This window comes from Oceanicella actignis, assembly GCF_008124525.1.
In the GTDB taxonomy this organism is placed as follows: Bacteria; Pseudomonadota; Alphaproteobacteria; order Rhodobacterales; family Rhodobacteraceae; genus Oceanicella; species Oceanicella actignis.
Genome location: NZ_VNHJ01000002.1, coordinates 66,704 through 91,325, shown reverse-complemented (window position 1 = coordinate 91,325; position 24,622 = coordinate 66,704). Strand labels below are relative to the sequence as shown.

Below are 24,622 nucleotides of genomic sequence, written 5' to 3'. Positions count from 1 at the left end.
CGCGCGATGAACCTGTCGCTGAGGGCGCGCGCCGTTCTCGGCGGCTTCGTCTGGATCATGTTCGCGGTGGGGCTGAGCGGCTATGTCCTGCTCTCGGCCTTCGACGAGATCGCGCGGCGCGCCTTCGACAACAAGCTGTCGGCGCGCCTTGACCAGATGGAGACGCTGATCCGCTCGGGCGCGCTGGACCCCGAGCGCGCGCCCGCCGACGGGCGCACCGGCGCGCTGGGGCCCTCGCGGCCCACGGATTTCTGGCAGATCGAGGCGCCCGACGGGCGCGTGTTCCGCTCGCCCAATCTGGGCGAAGAGCGCCTGCCCGACCCGGACGGCGCGCGCAACGCCTATTTCGCGCGCGCGCCCAGCGGTCTGGTCATCAAGATCATGGCCCGCGACGTGGCCGTCGATGCGGGGGCCGCGCGCGGCGGCGCCGGATCGTGGCGCATCCTGGCCGGCGAGGCGCTGGCCACCCTTTCGCGCGATCAGCTCGAGTTCCGGCGCAGCCTGTTCGGCGCGCTGATCGGCCTGGGCGCCTCGCTGATCCTGGCGGGCGCGGCGCAGACGGGTCTGGCGCTGCGGCCGCTGGCGACGCTGCGCGCCGCCTTCTGGGACTATCGGCAGGGCGAGGCCGACCGCATCGTCGGCAACTATCCGGCCGACATCGAGCCCCTGGTCGAGGACCTGAACGAGCTGCTCGAGCGCAACGCGCAGATCATCAGCCGCGCGCGCCGCCAGGCGGCCGATCTGGCCCATGCGCTCAAGACCCCCGCGGCCATCCTGCGCAACGAGATCGACGCCATGGACCCGCCCTCGCCGGTCATGCGCGACGCGCTCGACCGCATCGAGTCGCTCATGGCCCGCTACACCGCCCGCGCGCGCCTTGCGGGCGCGAACGCCCCCGGCGCCTCGGCCGAGCTGGCGCCGCTGGCCCAGGGCCTGGGCCGCGTCATGGCGCGCGTTCACGCCGACAAGGAGGTGGCGCTGAGCATCGAGATCCCCAGGGGCCTTCGCGTGCGCGCCGAGAAGGAGGATGTCGAGGAGCTGCTGGGCAACCTTCTGGACAACGCCTTCAAATGGGCCGACGGGCGCGTGCGGGTGCGCGCAAGCCCGCGCGAGCGCGTGATCGCGCTGACGGTCGAGGATGACGGCCCCGGAATCCCGCCCGAGCAGCGCGAGGCGGCGCTGCGCGCGGGCGGGCGGCTCGATCAGTCGACCCCGGGCACCGGGCTGGGGCTGGCCATCGCCTCGGACATTCTCGAGGCCTATGGCGGCGACCTGGTCCTTGACCGCAGCGAAGATCTGGGCGGGCTGGCCGTCCGCATCACCCTGCCGCGCGCGAAAGGGTGATGGGGCGGCGGCTTGCGCGGCGGCGGGCAAGCTGACACATTCCCCGCCATGAGCGCCTTCGACACCATCGCGCCGGGCGAACGCGGCGGCGCGCGCCCGCCCCTTGCCCGCGCCCTTGACGCGCTGAGCGCCCGCGCCGCCGCCGGCCCCGACCGCTTGCGGGTGTGGTCGCTGGTGGTGACCTTCTTCGGCGACGCGGTGGCGCCGCGCGGCGGGGTCATCCGGCTGGGGGCGTTGCAGCAGGTCACCGAGCGGCTTGGCGTCGAGCCCGGGGCGCTGCGCACCGCCATGTCGCGCCTTGCGCGCGACGGCTGGCTGACGCGCGAGCGGCGCGGCCGCGCCAGCTTCTACGCCCTCACCCCCGCCAAGCAGGCCGAAACCGACGCCGCCGCGCGGCGCATCTACGCGCCCGGCCCGCCCGAATGGGACGGCGGCTGGCGCGTGGCGCTGATCCATGCGCCCGAAGCTGATGCGCGCGCCGCCATCGCCGCCCGCCTTGCGGCGCGGGGCTTCGGCCGCGTGGGCGAGGCCTGGCTGCGCCCGCGCCGTGAGAACGCGGCGCCGCTGGTCGCCGAGCCGGGGGTGTCGTGGTTCGATGCGCCGGGCGAGGACGCGCGACCCGATCTCGAGGCGCTGTCCGAAGCCTGGAGCGACCCCGAGGCCGAACGCCGCATGGAGGCGGCCCTGACGCTGTGCGCGGCGCTGGCCTCGGCGCTGGACGCCGCGCCGCCGTCCGATCCGCTCGACGCCATGGCCGCGCGCTGCCTGCTGCTGCACCATTGGCGGCGCGCGGCGCTGCGCGGCCCCGACCTGCCGCTGGCGCTGCGCCCGGCGCGCTGGCGCGGCGAAGAGGCGCGCGCGGCGGTGCGGCGGCTCTACTGGCGCCTGCTTCCGGCCTCGGAACGCTGGCTCGACGGTTGCGAGGGGCGCCCCGACGGCCCCCTGCCCCCCGCCTCGCCGGCGCTTGCCGCGCGCTTCGGCGGCCCCCCCGCCGCCTGAAGCCCGCCGCCCCCATCGCCCGCGCGCGCCGACGCGCCAATCAGAACGGACCGCTTGCATGACCACCCAAGACCCGACCGCGCCCGACCGACAACCCGCCGCTCCGGCGCCCGAACAGGCCGATCCGCGCCCCCTGCCGCTGGCGGGGCTGCGGGTGGTGGACCTGACGCGCGTGCTCGCCGGCCCCTGGTGCACCCAGATCCTGGCCGACATGGGCGCCGAGGTCATCAAGATCGAGAACCCCGAGGGCGGCGACGACACCCGCTCCTGGGGGCCGCCCTGGCTGCGCGATCCGCAGACCGGCGAGGAAACGCGCGAGGCCGCCTATTTCCTGTCGGCCAACCGCAACAAGAAGTCGCTGGCCCTGGACCTGCGCAGCGAAGAGGGGCGCGAGATCGTCCGCCGCCTGGCCGCCGGCGCCGACGTGTTCGTCGAGAACTTCAAGGTCGGCGGGCTGAAGAAATACGGTCTCGACCATGAAAGCCTGCGGGCGCTGAACCCCGGTCTGATCTACGTCTCGATCACCGGCTTCGGGCAGACCGGACCCATGGCCGCGCAGCCGGGCTACGACTATCTGATCCAGGGCCTGGGCGGGCTGATGTCGATCACCGGCCAGCCCGACGACCAGCCCGGCGGCGGGCCCATGCGCGTGGGCGTGGCCATCGCCGACATCACCACCGGGCTTTACGCGGCCATCGGCATCCTGGCCGCCCTGCGCCAGCGCGAGGCGACGGGCCTTGGCCAGCATATCGACATGGCGCTTCTGGACACGCAGGTGGGCTGGCTGGCCAATCAGGCGATGAACTGGTTCATCGGCGGCAAGGTTCCGACGCGCACCGGCGTCTGGCACCCCAATCTGAGCCCCTACCAGCCCTTCGACGCCGCCGACGGCAAGGTGATCATCGCCGTCGGCAACGACCGGCAGTTCCGCGCGCTGTGCGACTTCATCGGGCTGAGCTGGATGGCCGACCACCCCGACTACGCGACCAACCCCGCGCGCAACGCCAATCGCCCGCGCATGATCCCCCTGATCGCCGAGAAGATCGCCCAGCGCCCGCGCGCCTGGTGGATCGAGAACCTTCCGCGCCAGGGGGTGCCCTGCTCGGGGCTGAACGACATCAAGCAGGCTTTCGAAGAGCCGCAGGTCCAGGCGCGCGGCATGAAGATCGAGACGCCCCACGCGCTGGGCGGGACGGTTCCGGGCGTCGCGAATCCGATCAGGTTCTCGGACGCGCGCATGCGCTACGACCACGCCGCGCCGCTGCTTGGCCAGCACAGCCGGCAGGTGCTGACCGAGGCGCTGGGCATGAGCGACGCGCAGATCGACGCCTTGCGCGACAAGGGCGTGATCCGCGAGGCGTCGCCCGCCCAGACGCCCGGGGACTGACCCGGCCGGCCCGGCCGCCGCGGCGGCCGGGCGCGGGGCGAGGACAGGGCGCGGCGGGCCTCAGCCCGCGGCCGCGCGCAGGTCGGGGTGGGCGTAGCCCATCTCTTCAAGCTGGCGGCGCAGCTGCAGCTTCGAGATCTTGCCCGTCGCGGTGTGCGGGATCTCGTCCACGAAGACCACGTCGTCGGGCACCTGCCACTTGGCGAAGCTGCGCGCGACCAGCTCGAGGATGCTTTCCTTGCTGGGCGCCTTGCCCGCCACGGGCACGATGACCAGGATCGGACGCTCGTCCCAGCGCGGATGCTTGACGCCGATGGCCGCGGCCTCGGCCACCTCGGGATGGGCGACGGCGGCGTTTTCGAGCTCGATCGAAGAGATCCACTCGCCCCCCGACTTGATCACGTCCTTCGAGCGGTCGGTGATGCGCACATAGCCGTGCGGGTCGATGGTGGCCATGTCGCCGGTGTCGAACCAGCCCTCTTCGTCCACCGCCAGCTTGTCGGCCTTGTGGTAGCGCTTGACCACGCCGGGGCCGCGCACGAACAGCTTGCCCTGGGTGCGGCCGTCCCACGGCAGCTCGGCGCCGGCGTCGTCGGTGATCTTGATGTCCACGGTGAAGGGCGGATGCCCGACCGAGGTCTGCACGTCCAGCCGCGCCTCGTCGTCCAGGGCGGCGACCTCGGGCTTGAAGGTGCACACGGTCCCCAGGGGCGAGGTCTCGGTCATGCCCCAGGCGTGGATGACCTGCACGCCGTAATCCTTCTGGAAGGTCTCGATCACCGCGCGCGGGCAGGAAGAGCCGCCGATGACCACGCGCTTGAGCGTGCTCAGCTTCAGGCCCTTGGCGCGCATGTGCTGCAGCAGGCCCAGCCACACCGTCGGCACGGCGGCGGTCAGCGTCACGTCCATCTCGAGCAGCTCGTAAAGCGCGGGCGGCGTCATGTCGCGCCCGGGCATCACCACCGAGGCGCCGACCATGGGCGTGGTGTAGGCCAGCCCCCAGCCATTGGCGTGGAACAGCGGCACCACGGGCATCACCACCTCGGTCGAGCTGAGCCCGACCACGTCGGGACTGACCGACACCATGGCGTGCAGCACGTTCGAGCGGTGCGAGTAGAGCACCCCCTTGGGATTGCCCGTCGTGCCCGAGGTGTAGCACAGCCCGCAGGGGTCGGTCTCGTCGCCCATGACCCAGGCGAAGTCGCCGTCCTGCTCGGCCATCAGATCCTCGTAGCAGATCGGATCGGGCAGGGTGGTCTGCGGCATGTGGGCGCGATCGGTCATGATGACGTAGCGCTCGACCGTGCGCAGGCGCGGGACCAGCGGCTCGAGCACCCCGACAAGGTCGAGATCCACGAACAGGACGCGGTCCTCGGCATGGTTGATGATGTATTCGAGCTGGTCGGCGAACAGGCGCGGGTTGAGCGTGTGCATGATCGCGCCGGCGCCGGCCACGCCCCACCACACCTCGAGGTGACGGGGCGTGTTCCACGCCATGACGCCCACCGCGTCGCCGCGCCCGATGCCCCAGCGATTGAGCGCCTGGGCGCATTTGCGGGCCTTGGCGTGGATCTCGCGCCAGTTCGAACGCACGATCGGCCCCTCGATCGAGCGTCCGATCACCGGCCGGTCGCCATGAAATTTCGCCGCGTGGTCGATGATCGACGTCACACGCAGCGGCCAGTCCTGCATTTCCCCGAACATGAACCGTCTCCTCCCGAATGGTTCTTCGCGGCGCAGATTATCAGCCGCCGAGCGGTTGTGAACCCGTGTTCCGCGCCGGTGCGCGCAGGTTACGGCCGCGCGCCGCGCGCGCCGGACGAGGGGCCCGCGCAGACCGCGGCGGCGCGGCCGGGCCGCCGCGATGGCGCGCCGCGCAAACCCGGCCGCGTGGCTGCGTCGCGCCCGTCCGGCGGCGGCGTCCCGGGCCGCTTCCATCGGCGTCCGAGCGCGGCGCGCCACGCCCCGCGGCCGCGCGCGCCTCATCCGCCGCGCCGGCCGGGCCGCGCGATCACGGCTCGGCGCCCTCTTCGAACAGGACGGGCACGTGGCGGAATCGGGTCACGTCGATCAGACCCTGATCCGAGATGCGCAGCTCGGGGATCACCGCCAGCGCCAGCAGCGAGTGCTGCATGTAGGCGTTGTTCAGCCGGCAGCCGCAGGCGCGCATGGCCTCGATCACGCCGTCGGCCTGGGCGGCGACCTGCTCGGCCGGGGCGTCGGACATCAGCCCGGCGATGGGCAGCGGAACCAGCGCCGCCTCGCGCCCGTCGCGGAACACCGCGACGCCGCCCCCGACCTCGGCCAGGCGATTGGCCGCCAGCGCCATGTCGCGCTTGCTGGTCCCGACCACGATCATGTGGTGGCAGTCATGCGCCACCGTCGAGGCCACGGCGCAGTCGGCCTCGTAGCCGAAGCCCGTGACGAAGCCGTTGACCACGCGCCCCTCGCCGCGGTGGCGCTCGACCAGCGCGATCTGGCACAGGTCGCGCGCGCGGTCCATCTGCGCCACGCCCCCGCGCACGGGCACGCGCGCGGTCAGCGCGCGGGTCGGGGCCTGGTTCTCGATCACGCCGATGACGCGCGCCGTCGCCTCATCCGCGCCGGCGGGGGCGGGGATGTCGAAATCGGCCTCGGTCAGCGGACGGGCGATGCGCACCGTCGCGCGCGCCTCGGGCGGGTAGTCGAAGCGCGGCGGCTCGACCAGCAGGCGCCCGTTCTCGGCCGCCACCCTGCCCTGGGCGATGACGGTCTCGACCGGCAGCTCGACCAGCGACGAGGTCAGGATCATGTCGGCCCGCCGCCCCGGCGCGATCGAGCCCAGCTCGCGCTCAAGCCCGAAATGGGCGGCGGCGTTGATGGTGGCCATCTGGATCGCGGTCACGGGCGCCAGACCCTGCGCGATGGCGTGGCGGACCACGCGGTTCATGTGCCCCTCGCGCACCAGCGTGCCGGAATGGCAGTCGTCGGTGCACAGAATGAAGTTGCGCGGGTCGAGCCGATCCTCGGTCACGGCGCGGATCTGCTCGGCCACGTCGTGCCAGGCCGAGCCCAGCCGCAGCATCGCCCGCATGCCCTGGCGCACGCGCGACACGGCGTCCTCCTTGCGGGTGCCCTCGTGATCGTCCGCGGCGCCGCCGGCGACATAGGCGTGGAAGGGCAGCCCCAGATCGGGCGAGGCATAGTGCCCCCCGATGGTCTTGCCCGCGGCGGCGGCGGCGGCGATCTCGCCCATCATGCGCGGATCGCCCGCGGCGACGCCGGGAAAGTTCATCACCTCGCCCAGCCCGACGATGCCCGGCCAGGCCATCATCTGCGCGATCTCGTCCGGGCCGAACTCGGCGCCCGCGCGCTCGAGCCCCGGCGCCGAGGGCACGCAGGAGGGCGCCTGCACGAACACGTTCGCGGGCTGGACCAGCGCCTCGTCATGCATCAGCCGCACGCCCGCAAGGCCCAGAACATTGGCGATCTCGTGCGGGTCGATGAACATCGAGGTGGTGCCGTGGGGCAGCACCGCGCGCACGAACTGGCCGACCGTCAGCATGCCCGATTCGACATGCATGTGCGCATCGCACAGGCCCGGAACCATGTAGCGCCCCTCGGCCTCGATGACGCGGGTGTCCGGGCCGATGCAATGGCCCGCATCCGGGCCGCAATAGGCGAAGCGCCCCGCGGCGATGGCGATGTCCGTGCGGGGCAGGATCTCGGCCGAATGCACGTTCACCCAGCGGCCGCCGCGCACCACCAGATCGGCCGGGGCGCGCCCCGCGGCGACGTCGACCAGGCGTTGGACCGATTGCTGCCAGGGCGCTGGGGCGGTCATGTCGTGCTCCTTCGTTCTTCGTTGGGCCCTCCGCCGGCCAGGGCGGCCGCGGGCGGGCGCAGTTTCCGCCCTTGGCGCGGCCGAGGCAAGCGTGCGCGCTTGCCCGCCGCCGCCCGCGCGCCTAGGCTGAACGCAAGCCGCCCCGCCCGGGGCGCATCCATGCGGGAGACGCCATGAAAGCCCTTGCGACCGGCCTTGTCGGCCTTGCCGCCGCGCTGCTCGCCGCCCTGCCCGCCATGAGCGAGACGCAGGCGCCGACGACGCTGCGCCCGGCCGATCCGCAGCCCGACCCCGCGCATCTGGCGCCGGGGCTGAAGGTGGGCTACGCCTATCCGGGCGACGTCAAGTTCCTGACCGACGCCTGGCGGGCCATCGACTCGGGGCTCGAGCCGGGGCCGCCGCTGATCGGGTTCGACTACCCCAACACCCTGCCGGGCGAACCGGCGCTGACCTCGCGCCGGGCCACGCGCGTGGTGGCGCTGATCGAAGGCTACATGCGCTTCGACGAAGCCGGCGAGCATGCGCTCGAATTCTGGTCCAATGACGGACTCGAGGTGTTCCTGGGCGGCGCGCGCATCTACCGCTTCGACGAGCGACGCCCCTGCGACACCGCCGGCCCGGTGCGCGTGAACGTGCCGCAGCCGGGCTGGTATGCGCTCAAGGCGGTGTTCTTCCAGCGGCTGAGCACCTCGTGCCTGTTGCTGAAGATGCAAAAGCCGGGCGGGCGCCTGCTGTGGGCGCCGACCGACATCTACGCCTACGAGAAGGACTGAGCCCGCTCAGCCGCGCGCGCTCAGCGCCGCCAGGGCGCCCGCGCCGGCCAGAAGGCCGCCGCCGGTCCGCCCCAGCGCCCGCATCGCGCCGGGGCGCGTGATGCGCTCGCGCAGCGCGCCCGCCGCAAGGCCCCAGATGACCACGTTGACGAAGCCCAGCGTGGCGAAGGTGGCGATCAGGATCGCGCATTGCGGCGCGAAGGGGCGCGTGGGGTCGATGAACTGCGGCACGAAGGCCACGAAGAACACCAGCGCCTTGGGATTGAACAGCGTCACCAGGAAGGCGTCTCGGAACATGCGCCGCGGCGCCTTCTGGCTTGCCGTCGTCAGCCCGAGCGCCATCTGCGGCGCCGCGCGCCACATGCGCAGGCCCAGCCACAGCAGATACGCCGCGCCGGCAAGCTTGACCGCCGAGAACAGCGCCGCCGACGCCGCCAGCGCCGCGCCCACGCCCAGCATCGAGGCGCTCATCGCCGCCAGGTCGCCCAGCAGCACGCCCGGCGCGCTGGCCAGCACCGCGCGCCGCCCCTGCCCCAGCGCGAAGCTCACCACGATCATCACCGTCGGGCCGGGAATGGCCACGATGACGCCCGCCGCGACGGCGAATGCGATCCAGGTGTGCAGATCCATGGGGCAAGCCCTCTGGCCAAGGTTCGGGATACGCCGTTCTCCGGCGCGGCGAATGTGGCGCCGAACGCCGCCGCCCGCAAGCGCGGCGCGCGCGCGCAACATCATTGCGCAAAGCTGCGCCGCAGCATATGCATTGCAGGTGCGAAAAGCGGTTTCCGGGCGAAACCGCCGCGCCGCGGGTCGGAGGTCCATGCGATGCAGATTTGCCGCACCAAGCAGGAGATTCGCGCGCTGACGCGCCGCTGGCGCGCCGAGGGGCGCTCGATCGGCTTCGCGCCCACCATGGGCTATCTGCACGAGGGGCACCTGGCGCTGGTGCGCCGCGCGCGCGCCGAGAACGACGCGGTCGTGGTCTCGATCTTCGTCAATCCGACCCAGTTCGGCCCGAACGAGGATTTCGACAGCTACCCCCGCGATCCCGAACGCGACCTGCGCCTTCTGCGCGCCGAGGGGGCGGATGCCGTGTTCCTGCCCGACGCGGCCGAGATGTATGCCCCGCACGCGCAGACCTTCGTCGAGGCCGAGCGCCTTTCGCGCATCCTCATCGGACGCCTGCGCCCCGGGCATTTCCGCGGCGTGGCCACGGTCGTGACCAAGCTGTTCAACATCGTCGGCCCGGACGCCGCCTATTTCGGCGAGAAGGACTACCAGCAGCTGACGGTGATCCGGCGCATGGTCGCCGATCTGGACGTTCCCGTGCGCATCGTCGGCGTGCCCACGGTGCGCGAGCCCGACGGGCTGGCCATGTCCTCGCGCAATGTGCGCCTGTCGCCCGAGGACCGCGCCGCCGCGCCGGTCCTGTGCCGCGCGCTGGACGCGGCCGAGGCGCGCGCCGCGCGCGGCCCCGTTTCGGTCGAGGCGCTGCGCCGCCTGATCCGCGAGACGCTCGAGGCCAGCCCCCGCGGGCGCGACCCGCGGGTGGACGTCCGCGCCGCGGACGACCTTTCGCCCCTGCGCGGCGCGCTCCGCCGCCCGGCCGTGGCGCTGATCTCGATGCGCTTCGGCGACGTGCTGCTGATCGACCAGCGCGTCATCCGCCCCGCTGACCAGGAGAACGCCCCATGAGCGCTCAGAAACCCGTCCGACGCATCACCGCGCCCCAGATCGCGGCGCGCAAGGGAGGCGAGCCGATCGTCGCGCTGACCTCGTATCACGCGCACACCGCCCAGATCGTGGACCGCCACGCCGACGTGATCCTCGTGGGCGATTCGCTGGGCATGGTGATGCACGGCATGGACAGCACGGTGCCCGTTCCGCTCGACCTGATGATCATGCACGGCCGCGCGGTGATGCGCGGCTCGCGCCGCGCGCTGGTGGTGGTGGACCTGCCCTTCGGCGCCTACGAGGAAAGCCCCCAGGCCGCCTTCCGCAGCGCCGTGCGCGTGATGAAGGAGACCGGCTGCGGCGCCGTCAAGCTCGAGGGCGGCGCGCGCATGGCCGACACCATCCGCTTTCTGGTCGAGCGCGGCATTCCCGTCATGGCCCATATCGGCCTGACGCCGCAATCGTCGAACACGCTGGGCGGCTTCAAGACCCAGGGCCGCGATCAGGACAGCTGGCCCCGCCACGAGGCCGACGCCCAGGCGGTGGCCGAAGCGGGCGCCTTCGCCGTGGTCCTCGAAGGCATGGTCGAGCCGCTGGCCGCGCGCATCACCGCCCAGATCCCCATCCCCACCATCGGGATCGGCGCCTCGGCGGCCTGCGACGGCCAGATCCTGGTGCTCGAGGACATGCTGGGTCTGAACCCGACGCCGCCGAAATTCGTCAAGGTCTACGGCGCGCTTGGCCCCGCGATCGAAGAGGCGGTGCGCGCCTATGCCGACGAGGTCAAGAGCCGCGCCTTTCCCGCCGAGGATCACGTCTACCGCTGAGCCGCGCGGCCCCGGACATGGCGACGCCCCGGCGCAAGGCGCCGGGGCGTTTCGTTTTCCGCCGCTCCGGGGGGCGCGAAACCGCGCCGCCCCGCAAGCGCGCGGCTCAGGCGGTGGCCTGCGCCGGACGCCCCGCGCCGCCGCGCCGGGGCCTGCGGCCGCCGGGCTTGGCGAAGGCGGGCTTGCCGAAGGCCGGCTTGCCGGCCGCGGGACGTCCGCCCGCCTTCTTGGGCGCGCCGCCGCGCGGCCCCTGCGCGGGCCGGCCGCGGCCAAGGCCGCCGCGCGGGGCGGGCTTTTCGTCGCGGCCCTCGGGTCCGTCGCCGATCACGTCGAGGCGCATCTGGATCACGCGCTCGATGTCGCGCAGATAGCCGCGCTCGGACGGATCGCAGAACGAGATCGCCGAGCCCGTCGCGCCGGCGCGCGCGGTGCGGCCGATGCGGTGGACATAGCTTTCGGGCTCGTTGGGCAGCTCGTAGTTCACCACATGCGAGACGGCGTCCACGTCGATGCCGCGCGCGGCGATGTCGGTGGCGACCAGCACGCGCGCGCGCCCCGACTTGAACCGCGCCAGCGCGCGCTGGCGCGCGTTCTGCGACTTGCCGCCATGGATGGCGTCCGCCTCGATGCCGGCGCGGGCCAGATCCTCGGCCACCTTGTTCGCGCGATGCTTGGTGCGGGTGAACAGGATGACGCGGGTCATCTCGGGATCGGCAAGCGTCTCTTCCAGCAGCTGACGCTTGTTCATGCCCGGATTCACATGACGCACCGACTGGGCGATGCGCTCGACGGTGGTGGACTGGGGCGCGATCTCGACGCGGATCGGGTCGTGCAGGATCTCGGCGCTCAGCCCGGCGACCTCGCGCGGCATGGTGGCCGAGAACAGCAGCGACTGGCGCTGCGCGGGCAGGGCCTTGAGAATGCGGCGCACGTCGCGCACGAAGCCCATGTCCAGCATGCGGTCGGCCTCGTCCAGCACCAGCACCTCGACGGCGCGCAGCGACAGCGAACCCTGGTCGAGATGGTCGAGCAGCCGGCCCGGCGTGGCGATGACCACGTCCACGCCGCGCGACAGGGCACGGAACTGCGGGCCGTGCTTGACGCCGCCGAAGATGACGGTGTGGCGCAGGCCGGCGAACTTGCCATAGGCCTGCATCTCTTCGCCGATCTGTATGGCCAGCTCGCGCGTCGGCGCCAGGATCAGCGCGCGCGGCTCGCGGCGCGAGCCGCCCCGCGCGCCGGACAGGCGGTGAAGGATGGGCAGCGCGAAGGCGCCGGTCTTGCCCGTGCCGGTCTGGGCGATGCCCAGCATGTCGCGGCCCTCGAGCAGCGCGGGGATGGCCTGCGCCTGGATGGGCGTGGCTTCTTCGTGGCCCCGCGCGGCAAGCGCGCGGAGAAGGGGCTCGGCAAGGCCGAGTTCGGCGAATTTGACGTTGGTCACAGATGATTCCCATGCTCGGGACGGAGCGCGCCTGTGCGCGGCCGGTCCCGGCGTCGCCCGCCTGCCGGGCGCGGCCGGGGCGGAATGTATTCAGAGGATTGGTCCCGGGACGTGACGTCCTTGACGGACGCTTCGCGCTATCGCGGGGCAACTGGTGCAAGCTATGTGGACGGCCGGGCGCCGATTGTCAAGCCGCGCCGCCCGCGCGGCCGGGGAACGCGCCCCGGCCCGGGACGGCCATTCAGGCGGGAATCGCCAGAAGGCGCCGCTCGCCGTCGGGAAAGGCGTCGAAGGACATGGGCCATCGCGCGCCGGGCCAATGGATGTCGAGCTCGCCCAGCCGGGGGCGATAGGCGGCCGTGTAAAGCGTGCCGAAGCCCGACGAGAAGGCGGTCGAGTAAAGCGGCGGCCGCAGGAACGCCTCGATGAAGCGTTCTTGCGTCTCGGGGTGCAGGGTCAGGCGGTGGAGCAGGAATCGCTCGCGCTCGACGGTTGCGGTGAAGCGGGCGTGGCTGGCCCACTCGACCCGCTCCTGATGGTTGGTGGCCACCGGCGCGTTGGTCACGACGGCGTCGCGGTCGGGCGCCAGATGAACGGTGGCGAAGCGGCGCGCGGCGTCAAGCGCCGTCACGTTGTAGCTCATGTGGCAGGGCACGCGGGCAAGGGTGCGGCAGGCCTCGGCGACGGTCGAGCAGGTCTGCAGCACGTAGCGCAGGATCAAGGGCACCCCGAAGCCCTCGCCCACCTCGCGCCGCCCGCCGAAGGTCAGCGACACCGCCAGCCCCGCGTCGTTGACGCCGTCCAGCAGACCCCAGACGCCGTCGGACATGCCCATGACCCGCCGGCCAAGCCAGCCCGTCTTCAGCACGACCGCGTCGAAGGCCGCGGGGCTGTAGTCGTAATTACGCACCAGAAGCGGCTCGTCGCCCGGCCAGATCGCCTGGCTGCAGCCGGCCAGATATCTGGGCGGACAGTAGAAGCTGAGGAACCTTGCCGCGTTGTCGCCGCCGCCCGCCAGCTCGCACAGCTGGTCGTAAAGGCCCAGCATCTCGGGCATATGCCGCGCCAGCGCGCGGCGGCACTCCATGTAGGTGGGGCGGGCGGTCATGCCTTCGCAGGCCCACCAGCGACGATAGGCGGGCCAGAACTCGTGAAACAGCCCGGCCACGCGCGGACCGGGCTGCGCTTCGCAAAGGGCGCGGAAGATCAGCGTCATCCCCCGTCACATGATCTTGAACGCCGGCTCTTCAAGGGTTGCGGCGGCCGGCAGCGGACGCGCCGAATAGGCCGACTTGATGCCGTGGATCCAACGCTTGGCGTTCTCGGTCAGCTTGAAGGCGTTGGTCATCGCCCGGCCCCGCATGACCAGGATCCCGAGATCTGCGCCCTCGTAGCGGTAGTCGCCCTGACGCAGGATGCGCAGGAAGAAGGCCTCGTTCTCGCCGACCGCGCGGCGGTGGTAGTCGAAGCGGTCGTAGACCACGCGGCCGTCCTCGAGCATCTTGTAGATGCCCGACTGGGGCGCGTCGGTGATGATGTCGACGCTGTCCTCGGTGTGCTTGATCACCAGCTGGCACCAGCTGTCGATCATGTCGGGATCGGCCCAGCGCTCGTTGATCTCGTCGACGTCCAGCTTGAACGGCTTGCGCGAGAATTCGAGCAGGTGAAAGAGGAACAGCGGCGCGTCGGCATGGGCGAAGGCGGCGTGGTTCGTCATCGAGCTGGCGCCGGTGATGCGCGGGTTCAGCTCGCCCAGCCAAAGCTCGCCGGTCTTCTTGTCGATCAGGAAATCCAGCTCGAAATAGCCGCGATAGCCCTCCTTGCGCAGCTGCTCGCCGAACTTGAAGGTCAGATCCCGCGCCTGCTGGCGGACCTTGGGCGAAAAGGCGGTGGCGAAGATCTCGTTGCCGCACCAGCCGCCGCGATAGGGGGTCAGCTCCTTGAAGCCCACCAGCTCGGTCATCAGGGGGCCGACGATGGTGCCCTCGCGCGTGGCGCAGGCCTCGATCGCCGAGCCGCGGCAGTCGATCCGCTTCATGATCTTGATCTCGCCCTGGCCGACGATCTCGTGCTCGTGCTTGCGGAAATCGGCCTCCGAGCGGATGAAGAAGGTCGTGTGCCCGCTGTCGCCGAAGGCCGATTGCAGCACCAGGTCGTCGCCCAGGCCCGCCTTGTCGGCGATCTGGCGCAGGTGTTCGTAGCTGTGGACCTCGGACAGAGCGTTGGGAACCGACGGCACGCCCGCCTTGTTGCCGACGCGCACGGTCTCGATCTTGTTGTCGAGCTTCTTGCGCAGCTTCGCCTTGGGGAACCAGATCTCGCCGCCAAGCTCCTTGACCAGCTCTTCGGTCCTTTCGTCGAACATCAGGAACACGAAGCGCGGCTTGCCGCCCCGGCGCTTGATCAGGTCGATGACCTCCTTGTGCTGGAGGAGATAGTTGTTGATGTCCTCGATCGACTGGAACTCGTCATGCGGCATCTCGGAGGGCACGAAGACGTTGGGATGCCGGCCGTCGAAGCAGTCCATGTAGCAGATATACTTGAAATTCTTCACCCACTCGTCGATGCCGAGAAGGTTGAAGTTCGTGGCCGAAACGAAATATATCGGATCTTCGTTCGTGTGAAAATACCGACGTATTTCGGATATGTTCTTCAAGACCTTCTTGACCATGGTCAGGATCTCCCGTTGGACTTGGTTTTTTCGGCGCTCTTGAGCGCATTTTCGTTGAAGACCCGCAGGCCCAGATCGGGCCGGAACCCGTGGATCTCGCTCACGTCCAGCGCCATCATGAAGCGCAGGATCTGCGGGCTGATGACCTGCCCCGGCACCAGGATCGGAAAGCCCGGCGGATAGGGGATGATGAACGCGGCCGACACCAGCTCTTCGCCGCCCTCGAGCCGCTCGAGCAGCTTTTCGTCAAGCTCGACGTAGTCGCACATCTCCTCGTCATAGGCGAGGAAGAAGGCCGCCCGCAGGTCGCCCTCGGGCGTGGCGCCGGGGCTGCGGAAGGCGTCGTGAAAGCGGCTGAAGTCCGGCAGCGGCGGGACGTGCTCGATCAGGCTCGAGACGCGCTTCTCGAAGGCGAGGCGCTCCATCTTCGAGGCGTCGTCCTGCACCTCGTCCAGCTCCTTGGCGATCTCGACCAGCACCTCGATCAGATAGGCCACCGACGAGCGCGTGGTGCCGATGTTCGTCATGAACAGCACGGTGTTGCGCGAGGTCTTGTTGATCTGGATCCCGTAGCGATCCATCAGCACCTTGGTCTTGAAGGTGTCGCCGTCCCAGCCCGTGGCGCCGACCAGAAGCGTGATGCGCGTGGGGTCCAGCACGAACTCGTCCGAGGCCCAGCACTCCCAGATGTCGGTCCAGCCGCGCTCCTTGTCGTAGTAGCGGGTCACGCCGCTTTCGCGGTGGCGTTCGGGGATCATGTCGGCGGGCGAGAGAACGCGGAAATACTTGCTCAGCAGCGGATGGTCGGCCACGGCGCGCCGGATCGCCATGGCGCTTTCGATCTGGCGCTGGACGAACTCGAAGCCCTCCAGCTCGACCTGCCGGCGCCCGACGTCCAGCGAGGCGATGATCTGGTAGTTCGGGCTGGTCGAGGTGTGGGTCATGTAGGCTTCGTGAAAGGCCTCTTCGACCTCGCCCTTGAAGTCCTGATCGTTCACATGGATCATCGAGCCCTGCCGCAGGGCCGTCAGCGTCTTGTGGGTGGACTGGGTGGCATAGACGCGCACCCGCGCGTCGGGCGGCGCCAGCAGGCGCGCGTCGAGCCAGGCCTGGTCGTCCGCGTCGCGCAGCGCCTCTTGCTGGGCCTTCCATGCGGCGGCGTGCTCGGGGGTGCGCAGCGTCTGGCGCAGGCGGTTGGCGACCTCCATCGCGGTGCGCTCGCGATAGGTCGGATCGAAGCGGGCGAAGGCGAACCAGGCCTCGTCCCACAGAAAGACCAGGTCCTTCTTGATGGCGAGGCATTCCTGCATCACGCGCTGCACGTTGTAGACGATGCCGTCGAAGGTGCAGTTGGTCAGCAGCACCATGCGCACGCGGTCCAGCTTGCCCGCCGCGCGCAGCTCCAGCAGCTTGCCCTTGATCTCGGACAGCGGCGCCGCGCCATACATCGAATATTCGTGCAGCGGGTAGCTTTCCAGGTAGACCACCTGCGCCCCCGCCAGCACCAGGCCGTAATGGTGCGACTTGTGGCAGTCGCGGTCCACCAGCACGATGTCGCCCGGGCGCACCAGGGCCTGCACCACGATCTTGTTGCAGGTCGAGGTGCCGTTGGTGGCGAAGAAGGTCTGCTTCGAGCCGAAGGCCCGCGCCGCGGCCAGCTGCGCCTCCTTGATCGGGCCGCGCGGCTCGAGCAGCGAGTCGAGCCCGCCCGACGTCGCCGAGGTTTCGGCCAGGAAGATGTTGGGGCCGTAGAAGGCGCCCATGTCCTGGATCCAGTGCGAGCGCGAGATGGACTTGCCGCGGCTGATCGGCATGGCGTGGAACACGCCGGTCGGCTGCTTGGAATATTCCTTCAGCGCCGAGAAGAACGGCGTCTTGTAGCGCCGGTTGACGCCGCGCAGGATGTTCAGGTGCAGTTCGAGGAAATCTTCCTGATTGTAGAACACCCGCCGGCACAGGCCCAGATCGAGGCCGGCGATCTCTTCGACCGAGCGGTCGGTGATCAGATAGGCGTCCAGCTCGGGCCGGATGCGGGCGATCAGGCGGCACAGCTCGGGGCCGTAGTCCCACGGCTCCATCGCGTCGACGGTCTCGTCGTCGCCGACGCGGTCGAGATAGCGCTTGAGGATGTCGAGCTTGTTGCGCGACTTGAGCGACAGCCCCGGCCGGACGACCACCGCCTGGATGTTGGGGTTGAAAAGCACCGCGATCAGCGCGTCCTCGACGCTGGGCGCCACGACCGCCTCGTAGATGAAGGGATCCTCGACGCGGCGCATCCGCTGCAGGCTGGCCTTGAGGAAGCGCTCGTGATGCTCGTTGACGTCGTCGACCACCAGCACCTCGAAATAGGGCCGGCCCAGGGCGCGCGCATCGACGGGAAGGGTGGATTCGTCCTCGAAATCCTCGTTGTCTCCGGTCTCGCCCACCAGCTGGATCGAGCGGCGGCGGTAGGCGCCCGAGGTCAGCGCCCGGGCCACGCGCCGCACGACATGCGACAGGTCGTCGATGTTGCGCGCCTCGAGCAGCCGGCGCATGTGCTCGAAGGCGGCGGCGCCCGGAAAGGCGAAATAGAGCTCGATGGGCGCCAGCGCCTCGAGCAGCTCGGCCGCCCGCCGCGCCAGCTTGTCGGCCGAACGGCCCGCGGGGCCCGCGCGCTGCAGCGATTCCATCGTCTCGCGCAGCGTGCTCCACCGGTCCATCCTCAGCTGCGAGGCGCTGTAATAGTCCCTTATCGTGTGCCCTCGCCCTCCCTGGTCGTGCAGCTTCATGCCTTCCCCCCTGCTTGGCGGCGCCCTCAGTCGGCGCCGGTTCTTGCGCCGAAAGGCGCCTCGTTGCGCACCGGACGCGCCGGGTCCTCGCGATAGCCCGGCGCGATGCGCGGATCGGGCGCCGGCGCGGCGGCCGTCGAGCCCTTGCGCGGCATCTCGAGCGGGCCGAGCGTGTGCAGCCACGCATCCGCGCCGCTGGCGCGGTCGTAGACCGGAAAGTCCACCTCGCGGTCGCGGAAGCTCTTGAGCACCTGCCCAAGGCCCTTGAGGCCGGTCTCGCGCTGGCGCCGCACCAGGTCGAAGTCGATCTCGATCGGGAACATGTCTTCCTGACCATGGCTCTGGTGCAGGACCATGGCCGCCGGATCCACCACCACCGAGCGCCCCACCCCGCCGGCCGCCAGGCCGTTGACCGCGAAGACGTAGCACTGGAACTGCGCGGCCGTGGCGCGGGCGATGGCGATCTCGGCGTCGCGGTCGGTGGTGCCGGTCAGCACCGGGTTGAGCAGAACCTCGACGCCCTGGCTGGTCAGGTGGCGCGTGGTCTCGGGAAACCAGATGTCGTAGCAGATCGAGACGCCGAAGCGCCCCGCGCCGGGCACGTCGAAGATGCAGAACTCGGTCCCCGCCGAGACATTGGCCTCGTAGGGCCGGAAGGGAAACATCTTCGAGTATTTGGCGACGATCTCGCCATCGGGATTGATCACCGCCGCGGTGTTGAAGATCCGCCCGTCGGGGCGCTTCTCGAACATAGAGCCGGGCAGAAGCCATACGCCATGCCGGCGCGCATCCTCCTGAAACAGCGCCAGCGTGTCGTTCGGAAAGGGCTGGGCGAACTGCTCGAGCGGGCCGAAGGGCGCCAGCTCGCTGAACACGACCATCTGCGTCCAGGGAAACCGCGCCATCAGCACGTCGAGGCGGTGGCGCATGCCCTCGACGTTGGAATGCAGCGCCGCGACATGCATCTGGATGCCGGCGATTGCGAATGGTGTCATGTGACTTTCCGCTCCGTTCGATATGGGTCGATTGTGCCGTCCATCGGGCCGCGAAGGCCAGAGGTTTCGCAGGCTCGGCCCGCGAATCGCACGCGGTCAGGGTCGGGGAATCAGGGTTGGGGAATCGGATCGGGATCGGCCGCATCCATCCGCCCTGGGCGGCGACGCGCCGTGGCGGGCGCCGTCGCAAAGGCCCGGCCGCGGCCACGGCCGACTCGCCGCCCGCATCGCCGGGCCGCACGACGCGCGCCACGGCGCGGGGCGCTCAAGCGCGGCGCTATGCGTTTGGAAATTCTGGGAAATTTGGTGGAGCCAAGGGGAGTCGAACCCCTGACCTCTTGCATGCCATGCAAGCGCTCTCCCAACTGAGCTATGGCCCCATCCGGGTCGCCGCGCCGTCGCTTCGGGGCGTTGGGAGCCCCCTCGCCGCGGCTGACCGCTCTTTATTTTGCGCCGGCGGGAGTATCAAGCGAAAAATGCATCCGCCGCGAAATTCTCCGCCCGCCGGCCGCGGGCGCCGATGTCACTCTTCGTCGTCGGGCTTCTCGACGACCTCGATGCCCAGATCGTCGTCCTCCTCGTCCTCGAGAAGGGCGTCGTCCACCACCAGATCCTCCGCGTCGTCCGCGTCGTCGACCACCAGATCGTCGTCGTCCACCACGGCGGCCGTCGCCGGCGCCGCCTTGGCCTTGACCGGGGCCGCCGCGCCGCCGCGCCGCTCGACGAACGCCGATTGCGGCGTTTCCGCGCCGCAGGCGGGGCAGATCGCGGGATCCTTCATCAAGTCGTAGAAACGGGCGGCGCAGCTCGGGCAGATGCGCTTGGCGCCCCATTCAGCTTTGGCCATCTAAACCCCCAGGGATGTCTGTGTCGGCGCACGGACCGCCCGCGCGTCGCTGCTGCAGCGAACGGGCCGGTTGCCACAAGATCGCCCCGCTGTCAAACCCGCTTGATGGTTGCACCCGCGAAACGGCTTGTTTGCAGCGCGGCATGACGCTAGCGTGAAGCAAAGCGCCGGGCCATGGGTCCGGCGATCTTCGGAGGACAGCCATGCTTTACCAGGCCTATGAACTGACCCACGCGGCCATCGCCCCGTGGCGCGCGGCGGCGAAGATCGGGCAGCAGGCGCTCAGCAACCCGCTCAACCCGGCCGCGGCGACCTTTCCGGCGCGCGCCACGGCGGCCGCGCTCGAGATGTTCGTGAACGCGACGCGCCGTTACGGCAAGCCCGAGTTCGGCATCGACAGCGTCGTCGTCGACGGGCGCGAGCTGCCGGTCGTCGAAGAGGTGGTCCACAGCCTGCCCTTCGCCAGGCTGCTGCACTTCCGCCGCGAGGGCGCCGAGGGGCGCGACGATCCCAAGGTGCTGATCGTCGCGCCCATGTCGGGGCATTTCGCCACGCTGCTGCGCGGCACGGTCGAGAAGATGCTGCCCGAGCACGACGTCTACATCACCGACTGGGAAGACGCGCGCAACGTGCCGCTGGCCGCCGGCCCCTTCGATCTGGACGATTACATCGACTACGTCATCGAGTTCTGCCAGGTGCTGGGCGCGGGCGGCGAGCGCCCCGCCGTGCTGGCCGTGTGCCAGCCGGGCGTGCCGGTTCTGGCCGCCGCCGCCATGATGGCCGAGGACGAAGACCCCTGCCGGCCCTCGTCGATCACGCTGATGGGCTCGCCCATCGACACGGCCCGCAACCCCAAGCAGCCCAACGAGCTGGCCACGACTCGCCCGCTCAGCTGGTTCGAGCAGAACGTCATCACCACCGTCCCGTTCCCCAATCTGGGCTTCATGCGGCGCGTCTATCCGGGCTTTCTGCAGCTGTCGGGCTTCATGTCGATGAATCTCGACCGGCATGTGGACGCCCATCTCAAGCAGTTCCGCCACCTGATTCGCGGCGACGGCGATTCGGCGGCGGCCCATCGCGCCTTCTACGACGAATACATGGCGGTCATGGACCTGACCGCCGAGTTCTATCTCCAGACCATCGAGCGCGTGTTCCAGAAGCGCCTCCTGGCCGTGGGCGAGTTCATGTATCGCGACGAGCGCCTCGTGCGCCCCGAGGCCATTGTCGACATCGCGCTCATGACCGTCGAGGGCGAGAAGGACGACATCACCGGCCTGGGCCAGACCGAGGCCGCGCACGATCTTTGCGTCAACCTGCCCGACGAGATGCGCGCCCATTACGTGCAGGAGACCGTGGGCCATTACGGCGTGTTCAACGGCTCGCGCTGGCGCCGGTTCATCCAGCCGCGCGTGCGCGACTTCATCCGCGCCCACCGCGCCATGGTCGAGGACGAGGACGCCCCGGCGCGCGTCGGCGCCGCCGCGAAGGCCGCGCCGTCCGCCGAGGAAGGCAACGTCACGCCCTTCCCCGCCGCCGTCGGCGCGAAGGCGGACTGACCGCGCGCATGGGCGTGTCGATCCGGCTCGAGCGGCCCTCCGTCAGCGTGACGGTGCGGCGCTCGGCGCGCTCGCGGCGGTTCTCGCTGTCGGTCAGCCGGATCGACGGGCGGCCCCTGCTGACGATCCCCGAGGCCGCCAGCCTGGACGAGGCGCGCGGCTTTCTCGAACGCCATGCCGAATGGTTGAGCGGGGCGCTGGACCGCGCGCCGGGCGCCCTGCCGGTGACCGAGGGCATGACGCTGCCCATCGGCGGCCGGCCGGTCGTGCTGCGCGCCGATCCCGCCCGCCGGCGCGGCGCGCCGGCGCTGAGCGGCGACGCCCTGCTGATCCCGCCCTCGGCCGCGGGGCCCGGCCCGGCCGTCAAGACCTTTCTGATCGCGCGCTCGCGCGATGCGCTGACCCCGGCCGCGCGCCGCCACGCCGCCGCGCTGGGCAAGGCGCCGGCGCGGGTGACGCTGCGCGACACGCGCTCGCGCTGGGGTTCCTGCACCGCCGAGGGGGCGCTGTCCTTCAGCTGGCGGCTGGCCATGGCCCCGCCCGCGGTGCAGGACTATGTCGCCGCGCATGAGGCCGCGCATCTGGTCGAGATGAACCACGGCCCGCGCTTCTGGGCGCTGGTCGAGCGGCTGCGCCCCGATTGGCGCGAACAGCGCGCCTGGCTGCGGGCCAACGGCGCCGCGCTGCACCGCTTCCGCTTCGATCCGGCGGGCTGAGCGCGCCGCGCCTCAGCGCTCGATCCGCTCGGGCCGCTCGGGCCGCGCGCCCGCGGGCGCCGGGCGGGCCGGCGCCGCGCCGCCCGCCTCGCGCGTGAAAAAGCCCACCACGTCCGAAAGGATGCGCCCGGCAAGCGACTCGGCAAGCGCGTCGGCGATCGCGCCCGGAACCTGCGGCCCGCCGGCGGGGGGCGCGCGCTCGGAATCGAGCGGGCGCGGCGGCAGGCCGTCGTGAATGCGCATCATCGTCTCGCGCCAGATTTCGGCCGGCAGCCCGCCGCCGGTCACGCCGCTGAGCGGGGTGTTGTCGTCATAGCCCATCCACACGCCGGCGACGTAATCGGCGGTGAAGCCGATGAACCAGGCGTCGCGCGCCGCCTGGGTGGTGCCGGTCTTGCCGGCGGCGGGCCGGTCGGGCAGCGCGGCGCGCCGGCCCGTGCCCGAGCGGATCACCTCTTCGAGCATCCCGGTCAGCCGCCGCGCCGTCATCGCCGAGACGGCCTGCTCCGGCGCGGGCGGCTCGCGGCGCATGAGCGGCGCCGGGTCGCCCATCAGGCGGATCTCGCGGATGCCGTAGGGAATGGTGCGCCGCCCCTCGGCGGCGATCGCGGCATAGGCGCCGGTCATCTCGAGCAGCGTCGCCTCGGAGGTTCCCAGCGCCGAGGCCAGCCCCGGCGCAAGCGGCGACTCGATCCCCAGCCGCCGCGCCGTCTGGGCGACGCGGGCCATGCCGACCTCTTGCGCCAGGCGCACCGCCACCGTGTTGATCGAGCGCGCCAGCGCCTCGGTCAGCGTGACCGGCCCCGCATACCCGCCGCCATAGTTGCGCGGGCTCCAGCCGCCGATCTCGAGGGGGCGGTCCGCGACCACGTCCCACGGCGTGCGCCCGGCCTCGAGCGCGGCGGCGTAGACCACGGGCTTGAAGGCCGAGCCGGTCTGCCGCTTGGCCTGGGTGGCCCGGTTGAAGCGGCCCGCGCCGTCCGAGGGCTCGCGCCCGCCGACGATGGCGCGCACCGCCCCGTCGGGCGACATGACCACGATCGCCGCCTGCGCGCGCGAGCCGGGGCGCACGCGCGTCTCGAACACATGGGCCAGCGCCTCTTCGGCGGCGCGCTGGATGCGAGGGTCGAAGGTGGTGGCGATGCGCACATCCTCGCGCGTGTCCTCGGTCAGATAGGCGGGGCCCTCCTCCATCACCCAATCGGCGAAGGCGCCGCCCGCGCGCGCCGCCGCCGCGCGCGACAGCGTGGCGGGGTGCGCACGCGCCTCGGCCGCCTGGGCGGGGGTCAGGTAGCCCTGCTCCTCCATCAGGCCGATGATGAGCTGTGCGCGGTTCTGCGCCTGGCTCAGATCCGAGGTCGGCGCATAGCGCGACGGCGCCTTGAGCAGCCCGGCCAGCATCGCCGCCTCGGCCGGGGTCACGACGCGCGCCGACTTGCCGAAATAGCGCTGCGCGGCGGCCTCGAAGCCATAGGCGCCGGCGCCCAGATAGACGCGGTTGAGGTAGATCGAGAGGATCTCCTCCTTGGTGTATTTCATCTCCATGGCCAGGGCCATGGGCAGTTCCTTGAGCTTGCGCTCGAGCGAGCGCTCATTCGTCAGGAACACGTTCTTGGCCGTCTGCTGCGTCAGCGTCGAGCCGCCCTGCACCAGCCGCCCGGCGCGCAGGTTGGCGGCCATGGCGCGCGCAAGGCCAAGCGGATCGACGCCCCAATGGCGCCAGAAGCGGCGGTCCTCGGTGGCGATGACGGCGTTGACCAGATGCGGCGACAGCTCGCCCGCGCGGATCGCGCCGCCATATTGCTGCCCGCGCCAGGCGAAGACCTGCCCGTCGCGGTCAAGCAGCGTCACCGAGCCGCGCGCGCGCCCGTCCAGCAGCGCCTCGGCCGGAGGAAGCTGCGCGTAGAAGAACAACGTCGCCGCGCCCAGGATCAGCGCCACCCCCAGCGCGAAGCGGCTGCCCAGCAGCCAGATCCAGCGCAGCATGAAGCGCACCGCGGCGCCCAGCGCGCGATCGAGCGCGCCGCGCCGGCGCGCGCGCGCCCGCCCGTCCCCCGGCCGCGTCCCCGCCGCCGGGCGCGCGGCCGACAGGGCGGGCTCGACCCGCGCCTTTGGCTTGCTGCGTCTGCTCACGCTCGTCCTCTTCGCCGGCATGATCCGTCGGCCGCCCGGAGCCGTTGCCCGGCTCTCGGAAGCGGCGCGCCCGCCTCGGGCTTCACACTACCGCGCCGCGGCGGGAATGTGGAGAGGATGGGGCGAAATCGCGCGCACCACTCTGCACAAATTTTAGGCATTTGATCGTTTTTCGCCCCGCAAGCGGGCGCCGCATCTGCACATTTTTCGATCATGAGCGCATGTTTCCGGCCCGGCGTGACTTGGCACGCTTTGTGCATCGCAATATCCGCGCCCGCCCCGGCGGGCCGAGAAACCATGCGGAGAAAGCGAATGAAGCTCGTCATCGCCGTCATCAAGCCCTTCAAGCTCGAGGAGGTGCGCGAGGCGCTGGCCTCGAGCGGGGCTCAGGGCCTCATGGTGTCCGAGATCAAGGGATACGGACGCCAAGCGGGCCACACCGAGATCTACCGCGGCGCGGAATACGTCGTGAACTTCGTGCCCAAGATCAAGCTTGAGGTCGCCGTGCCCGACGCGGCGGTCGAGCGCACGGTCGAGGCGATCGCCGGCGCCGCCCGCACCGGCCGCATCGGGGACGGCAAGATCTTCGTCCTCGACCTCGAGCAGGCCGTGCGCGTGCGCACCGGCGAACAGGGCGAGGACGCGCTGTGATCCCCGCCCGCATCGAA

At 71.0% G+C, this 24,622-nt stretch carries 19 protein-coding genes and 1 tRNA gene; 9 read left to right on the top strand and 11 right to left on the bottom strand.

Translation table 11 applies throughout. From position 1 onward, the window contains the following. Positions 1–6 precede the first annotated feature (6 nt). Genes LY05_RS03145 through LY05_RS03135 form a run of 3 tightly spaced genes read left to right on the top strand, consistent with a single transcriptional unit; the run spans position 7 to position 3,730 of the window. Positions 7–1,344, top strand: a complete 1,338-nt coding sequence (locus tag LY05_RS03145; RefSeq protein WP_148922077.1) for a sensor histidine kinase — start codon at positions 7–9, stop codon at positions 1,342–1,344. Between the two features lie 48 nt (positions 1,345–1,392). Next, a complete protein-coding gene (locus LY05_RS03140; protein ID WP_083581531.1) occupies positions 1,393–2,343 on the top strand; it encodes a PaaX family transcriptional regulator C-terminal domain-containing protein in 951 nt (316 codons plus the stop codon). A 58-nt stretch (positions 2,344–2,401) separates the two neighbouring features. Next, complete coding sequence (locus LY05_RS03135; protein WP_083581533.1) at positions 2,402–3,730, top strand: CaiB/BaiF CoA transferase family protein; 1,329 nt, start codon at positions 2,402–2,404, stop codon at positions 3,728–3,730. 60 nt (positions 3,731–3,790) lie between these two features. Here LY05_RS03135 and LY05_RS03130 read toward each other — a convergent pair whose 3' ends face one another. Then, positions 3,791–5,434, bottom strand: coding sequence for a long-chain-fatty-acid--CoA ligase (locus tag LY05_RS03130; protein WP_148922076.1), 1,644 nt, complete (start codon positions 5,432–5,434; stop codon positions 3,791–3,793). Between the two features lie 307 nt (positions 5,435–5,741). Continuing rightward, positions 5,742–7,553, bottom strand: a complete 1,812-nt coding sequence (ade, locus tag LY05_RS03125; protein WP_148922075.1) for an adenine deaminase — start codon at positions 7,551–7,553, stop codon at positions 5,742–5,744. A gap of 173 nt (positions 7,554–7,726) precedes the next feature. Between ade and LY05_RS03120 the strand changes: the two genes are divergently transcribed. Next, the gene (locus tag LY05_RS03120; protein WP_148922074.1) at positions 7,727–8,326 is read left to right on the top strand and encodes a hypothetical protein; all 600 of its coding nucleotides are present in this window, start codon (positions 7,727–7,729) and stop codon (positions 8,324–8,326) included. 6 nt (positions 8,327–8,332) lie between these two features. On the opposite strand, the gene LY05_RS03115 is transcribed toward LY05_RS03120, so the two are convergent. Beyond that, positions 8,333–8,956, bottom strand: a complete 624-nt coding sequence (locus tag LY05_RS03115; RefSeq protein WP_148922073.1) for a LysE family translocator — start codon at positions 8,954–8,956, stop codon at positions 8,333–8,335. A 195-nt stretch (positions 8,957–9,151) separates the two neighbouring features. Between LY05_RS03115 and panC the strand changes: the two genes are divergently transcribed. Both panC and panB read left to right on the top strand, forming a co-directional pair. Continuing rightward, entirely contained in the window at positions 9,152–10,021 is an 870-nt protein-coding gene (panC, locus tag LY05_RS03110) for a pantoate--beta-alanine ligase (RefSeq protein ID WP_148922072.1), read from the top strand. Further along, positions 10,018–10,827 carry a 3-methyl-2-oxobutanoate hydroxymethyltransferase gene (gene panB / locus LY05_RS03105; RefSeq protein WP_072748122.1) on the top strand — a complete coding sequence of 270 codons (810 nt, stop codon included), beginning with the start codon at positions 10,018–10,020 and terminating at the stop codon, positions 10,825–10,827. Before panC ends, panB begins: the two co-directional genes overlap by 4 nt. 106 nt (positions 10,828–10,933) lie before the next feature. Here the strand turns inward: panB and LY05_RS03100 are convergent, their stop codons facing one another. The 7 genes from LY05_RS03100 to LY05_RS03070 form a co-directional block, all read right to left on the bottom strand. Beyond that, positions 10,934–12,268, bottom strand: coding sequence for a DEAD/DEAH box helicase (locus LY05_RS03100; RefSeq protein WP_148922071.1), 1,335 nt, complete (start codon positions 12,266–12,268; stop codon positions 10,934–10,936). A gap of 241 nt (positions 12,269–12,509) precedes the next feature. Beyond that, on the bottom strand, positions 12,510–13,484 hold the full coding sequence (locus LY05_RS03095; protein WP_211356273.1) for a C45 family autoproteolytic acyltransferase/hydrolase: 975 nt from the start codon (positions 13,482–13,484) through the stop codon (positions 12,510–12,512). Between the two features lie 6 nt (positions 13,485–13,490). Next, positions 13,491–14,939 (bottom strand): biotin carboxylase, encoded by a 1,449-nt coding sequence (locus LY05_RS03090; protein WP_148922070.1) that lies wholly within the window; start codon positions 14,937–14,939, stop codon positions 13,491–13,493. A 2-nt stretch (positions 14,940–14,941) separates the two neighbouring features. Further along, positions 14,942–17,707, bottom strand: a complete 2,766-nt coding sequence (locus LY05_RS03085; protein WP_148922069.1) for an aminotransferase class I/II-fold pyridoxal phosphate-dependent enzyme — start codon at positions 17,705–17,707, stop codon at positions 14,942–14,944. Between the two features lie 26 nt (positions 17,708–17,733). Further along, entirely contained in the window at positions 17,734–18,702 is a 969-nt protein-coding gene (locus tag LY05_RS03080) for a carbon-nitrogen hydrolase family protein (protein ID WP_072748126.1), read from the bottom strand. Positions 18,703–19,006: 304 nt separating this feature from the next. After that, positions 19,007–19,082: transfer RNA gene (locus tag LY05_RS03075), tRNA-Ala, on the bottom strand. 143 nt (positions 19,083–19,225) lie between these two features. Continuing rightward, entirely contained in the window at positions 19,226–19,549 is a 324-nt protein-coding gene (locus LY05_RS03070) for a TIGR02300 family protein (RefSeq protein ID WP_072748127.1), read from the bottom strand. 203 nt (positions 19,550–19,752) lie between these two features. On the opposite strand from LY05_RS03070, the gene LY05_RS03065 reads away from it, so the two are divergent. Both LY05_RS03065 and LY05_RS03060 read left to right on the top strand, forming a co-directional pair. Continuing rightward, the gene (locus LY05_RS03065; protein WP_148922068.1) at positions 19,753–21,105 is read left to right on the top strand and encodes a polyhydroxyalkanoate depolymerase; all 1,353 of its coding nucleotides are present in this window, start codon (positions 19,753–19,755) and stop codon (positions 21,103–21,105) included. Positions 21,106–21,113: 8 nt separating this feature from the next. Further along, the gene (locus tag LY05_RS03060; protein WP_148922067.1) at positions 21,114–21,821 is read left to right on the top strand and encodes a M48 family metallopeptidase; all 708 of its coding nucleotides are present in this window, start codon (positions 21,114–21,116) and stop codon (positions 21,819–21,821) included. A gap of 12 nt (positions 21,822–21,833) precedes the next feature. Here the strand turns inward: LY05_RS03060 and LY05_RS03055 are convergent, their stop codons facing one another. Continuing rightward, the gene (locus LY05_RS03055; RefSeq protein ID WP_249041842.1) at positions 21,834–23,954 is read right to left on the bottom strand and encodes a transglycosylase domain-containing protein; all 2,121 of its coding nucleotides are present in this window, start codon (positions 23,952–23,954) and stop codon (positions 21,834–21,836) included. A 312-nt stretch (positions 23,955–24,266) separates the two neighbouring features. On the opposite strand from LY05_RS03055, the gene LY05_RS03050 reads away from it, so the two are divergent. Then, on the top strand, positions 24,267–24,605 hold the full coding sequence (locus LY05_RS03050; protein WP_072748131.1) for a P-II family nitrogen regulator: 339 nt from the start codon (positions 24,267–24,269) through the stop codon (positions 24,603–24,605). The last annotated feature ends 17 nt before the right edge of the window (positions 24,606–24,622 follow it).

Excerpts from the sequence above, each read along its gene's own strand:
- LY05_RS03060 (WP_148922067.1), top strand. The coding sequence starts at position 21,114 with ATGGGCGTGTCGATCCGGCTCGAGCGGCCCTCCGTCAGCGTGACGGTG.
- LY05_RS03140 (WP_083581531.1), top strand. The coding sequence starts at position 1,393 with ATGAGCGCCTTCGACACCATCGCGCCGGGCGAACGCGGCGGCGCGCGC.
- LY05_RS03090 (WP_148922070.1), bottom strand. The coding sequence starts at position 14,939 with ATGGTCAAGAAGGTCTTGAAGAACATATCCGAAATACGTCGGTATTTT.
- LY05_RS03135 (WP_083581533.1), top strand. The coding sequence starts at position 2,402 with ATGACCACCCAAGACCCGACCGCGCCCGACCGACAACCCGCCGCTCCG.
- ade (WP_148922075.1), bottom strand. The coding sequence starts at position 7,553 with ATGACCGCCCCAGCGCCCTGGCAGCAATCGGTCCAACGCCTGGTCGAC.
- panC (WP_148922072.1), top strand. The coding sequence starts at position 9,152 with ATGCAGATTTGCCGCACCAAGCAGGAGATTCGCGCGCTGACGCGCCGC.
- LY05_RS03080 (WP_072748126.1), bottom strand. The coding sequence starts at position 18,702 with ATGACACCATTCGCAATCGCCGGCATCCAGATGCATGTCGCGGCGCTG.
- LY05_RS03065 (WP_148922068.1), top strand. The coding sequence starts at position 19,753 with ATGCTTTACCAGGCCTATGAACTGACCCACGCGGCCATCGCCCCGTGG.
- LY05_RS03095 (WP_211356273.1), bottom strand. The coding sequence starts at position 13,484 with ATGACGCTGATCTTCCGCGCCCTTTGCGAAGCGCAGCCCGGTCCGCGC.
- LY05_RS03085 (WP_148922069.1), bottom strand. The coding sequence starts at position 17,707 with ATGAAGCTGCACGACCAGGGAGGGCGAGGGCACACGATAAGGGACTAT.
- LY05_RS03070 (WP_072748127.1), bottom strand. The coding sequence starts at position 19,549 with ATGGCCAAAGCTGAATGGGGCGCCAAGCGCATCTGCCCGAGCTGCGCC.
- LY05_RS03115 (WP_148922073.1), bottom strand. The coding sequence starts at position 8,956 with ATGGATCTGCACACCTGGATCGCATTCGCCGTCGCGGCGGGCGTCATC.
- LY05_RS03050 (WP_072748131.1), top strand. The coding sequence starts at position 24,267 with ATGAAGCTCGTCATCGCCGTCATCAAGCCCTTCAAGCTCGAGGAGGTG.
- LY05_RS03120 (WP_148922074.1), top strand. The coding sequence starts at position 7,727 with ATGAAAGCCCTTGCGACCGGCCTTGTCGGCCTTGCCGCCGCGCTGCTC.
- panB (WP_072748122.1), top strand. The coding sequence starts at position 10,018 with ATGAGCGCTCAGAAACCCGTCCGACGCATCACCGCGCCCCAGATCGCG.
- LY05_RS03130 (WP_148922076.1), bottom strand. The coding sequence starts at position 5,434 with ATGTTCGGGGAAATGCAGGACTGGCCGCTGCGTGTGACGTCGATCATC.
- LY05_RS03145 (WP_148922077.1), top strand. The coding sequence starts at position 7 with ATGAACCTGTCGCTGAGGGCGCGCGCCGTTCTCGGCGGCTTCGTCTGG.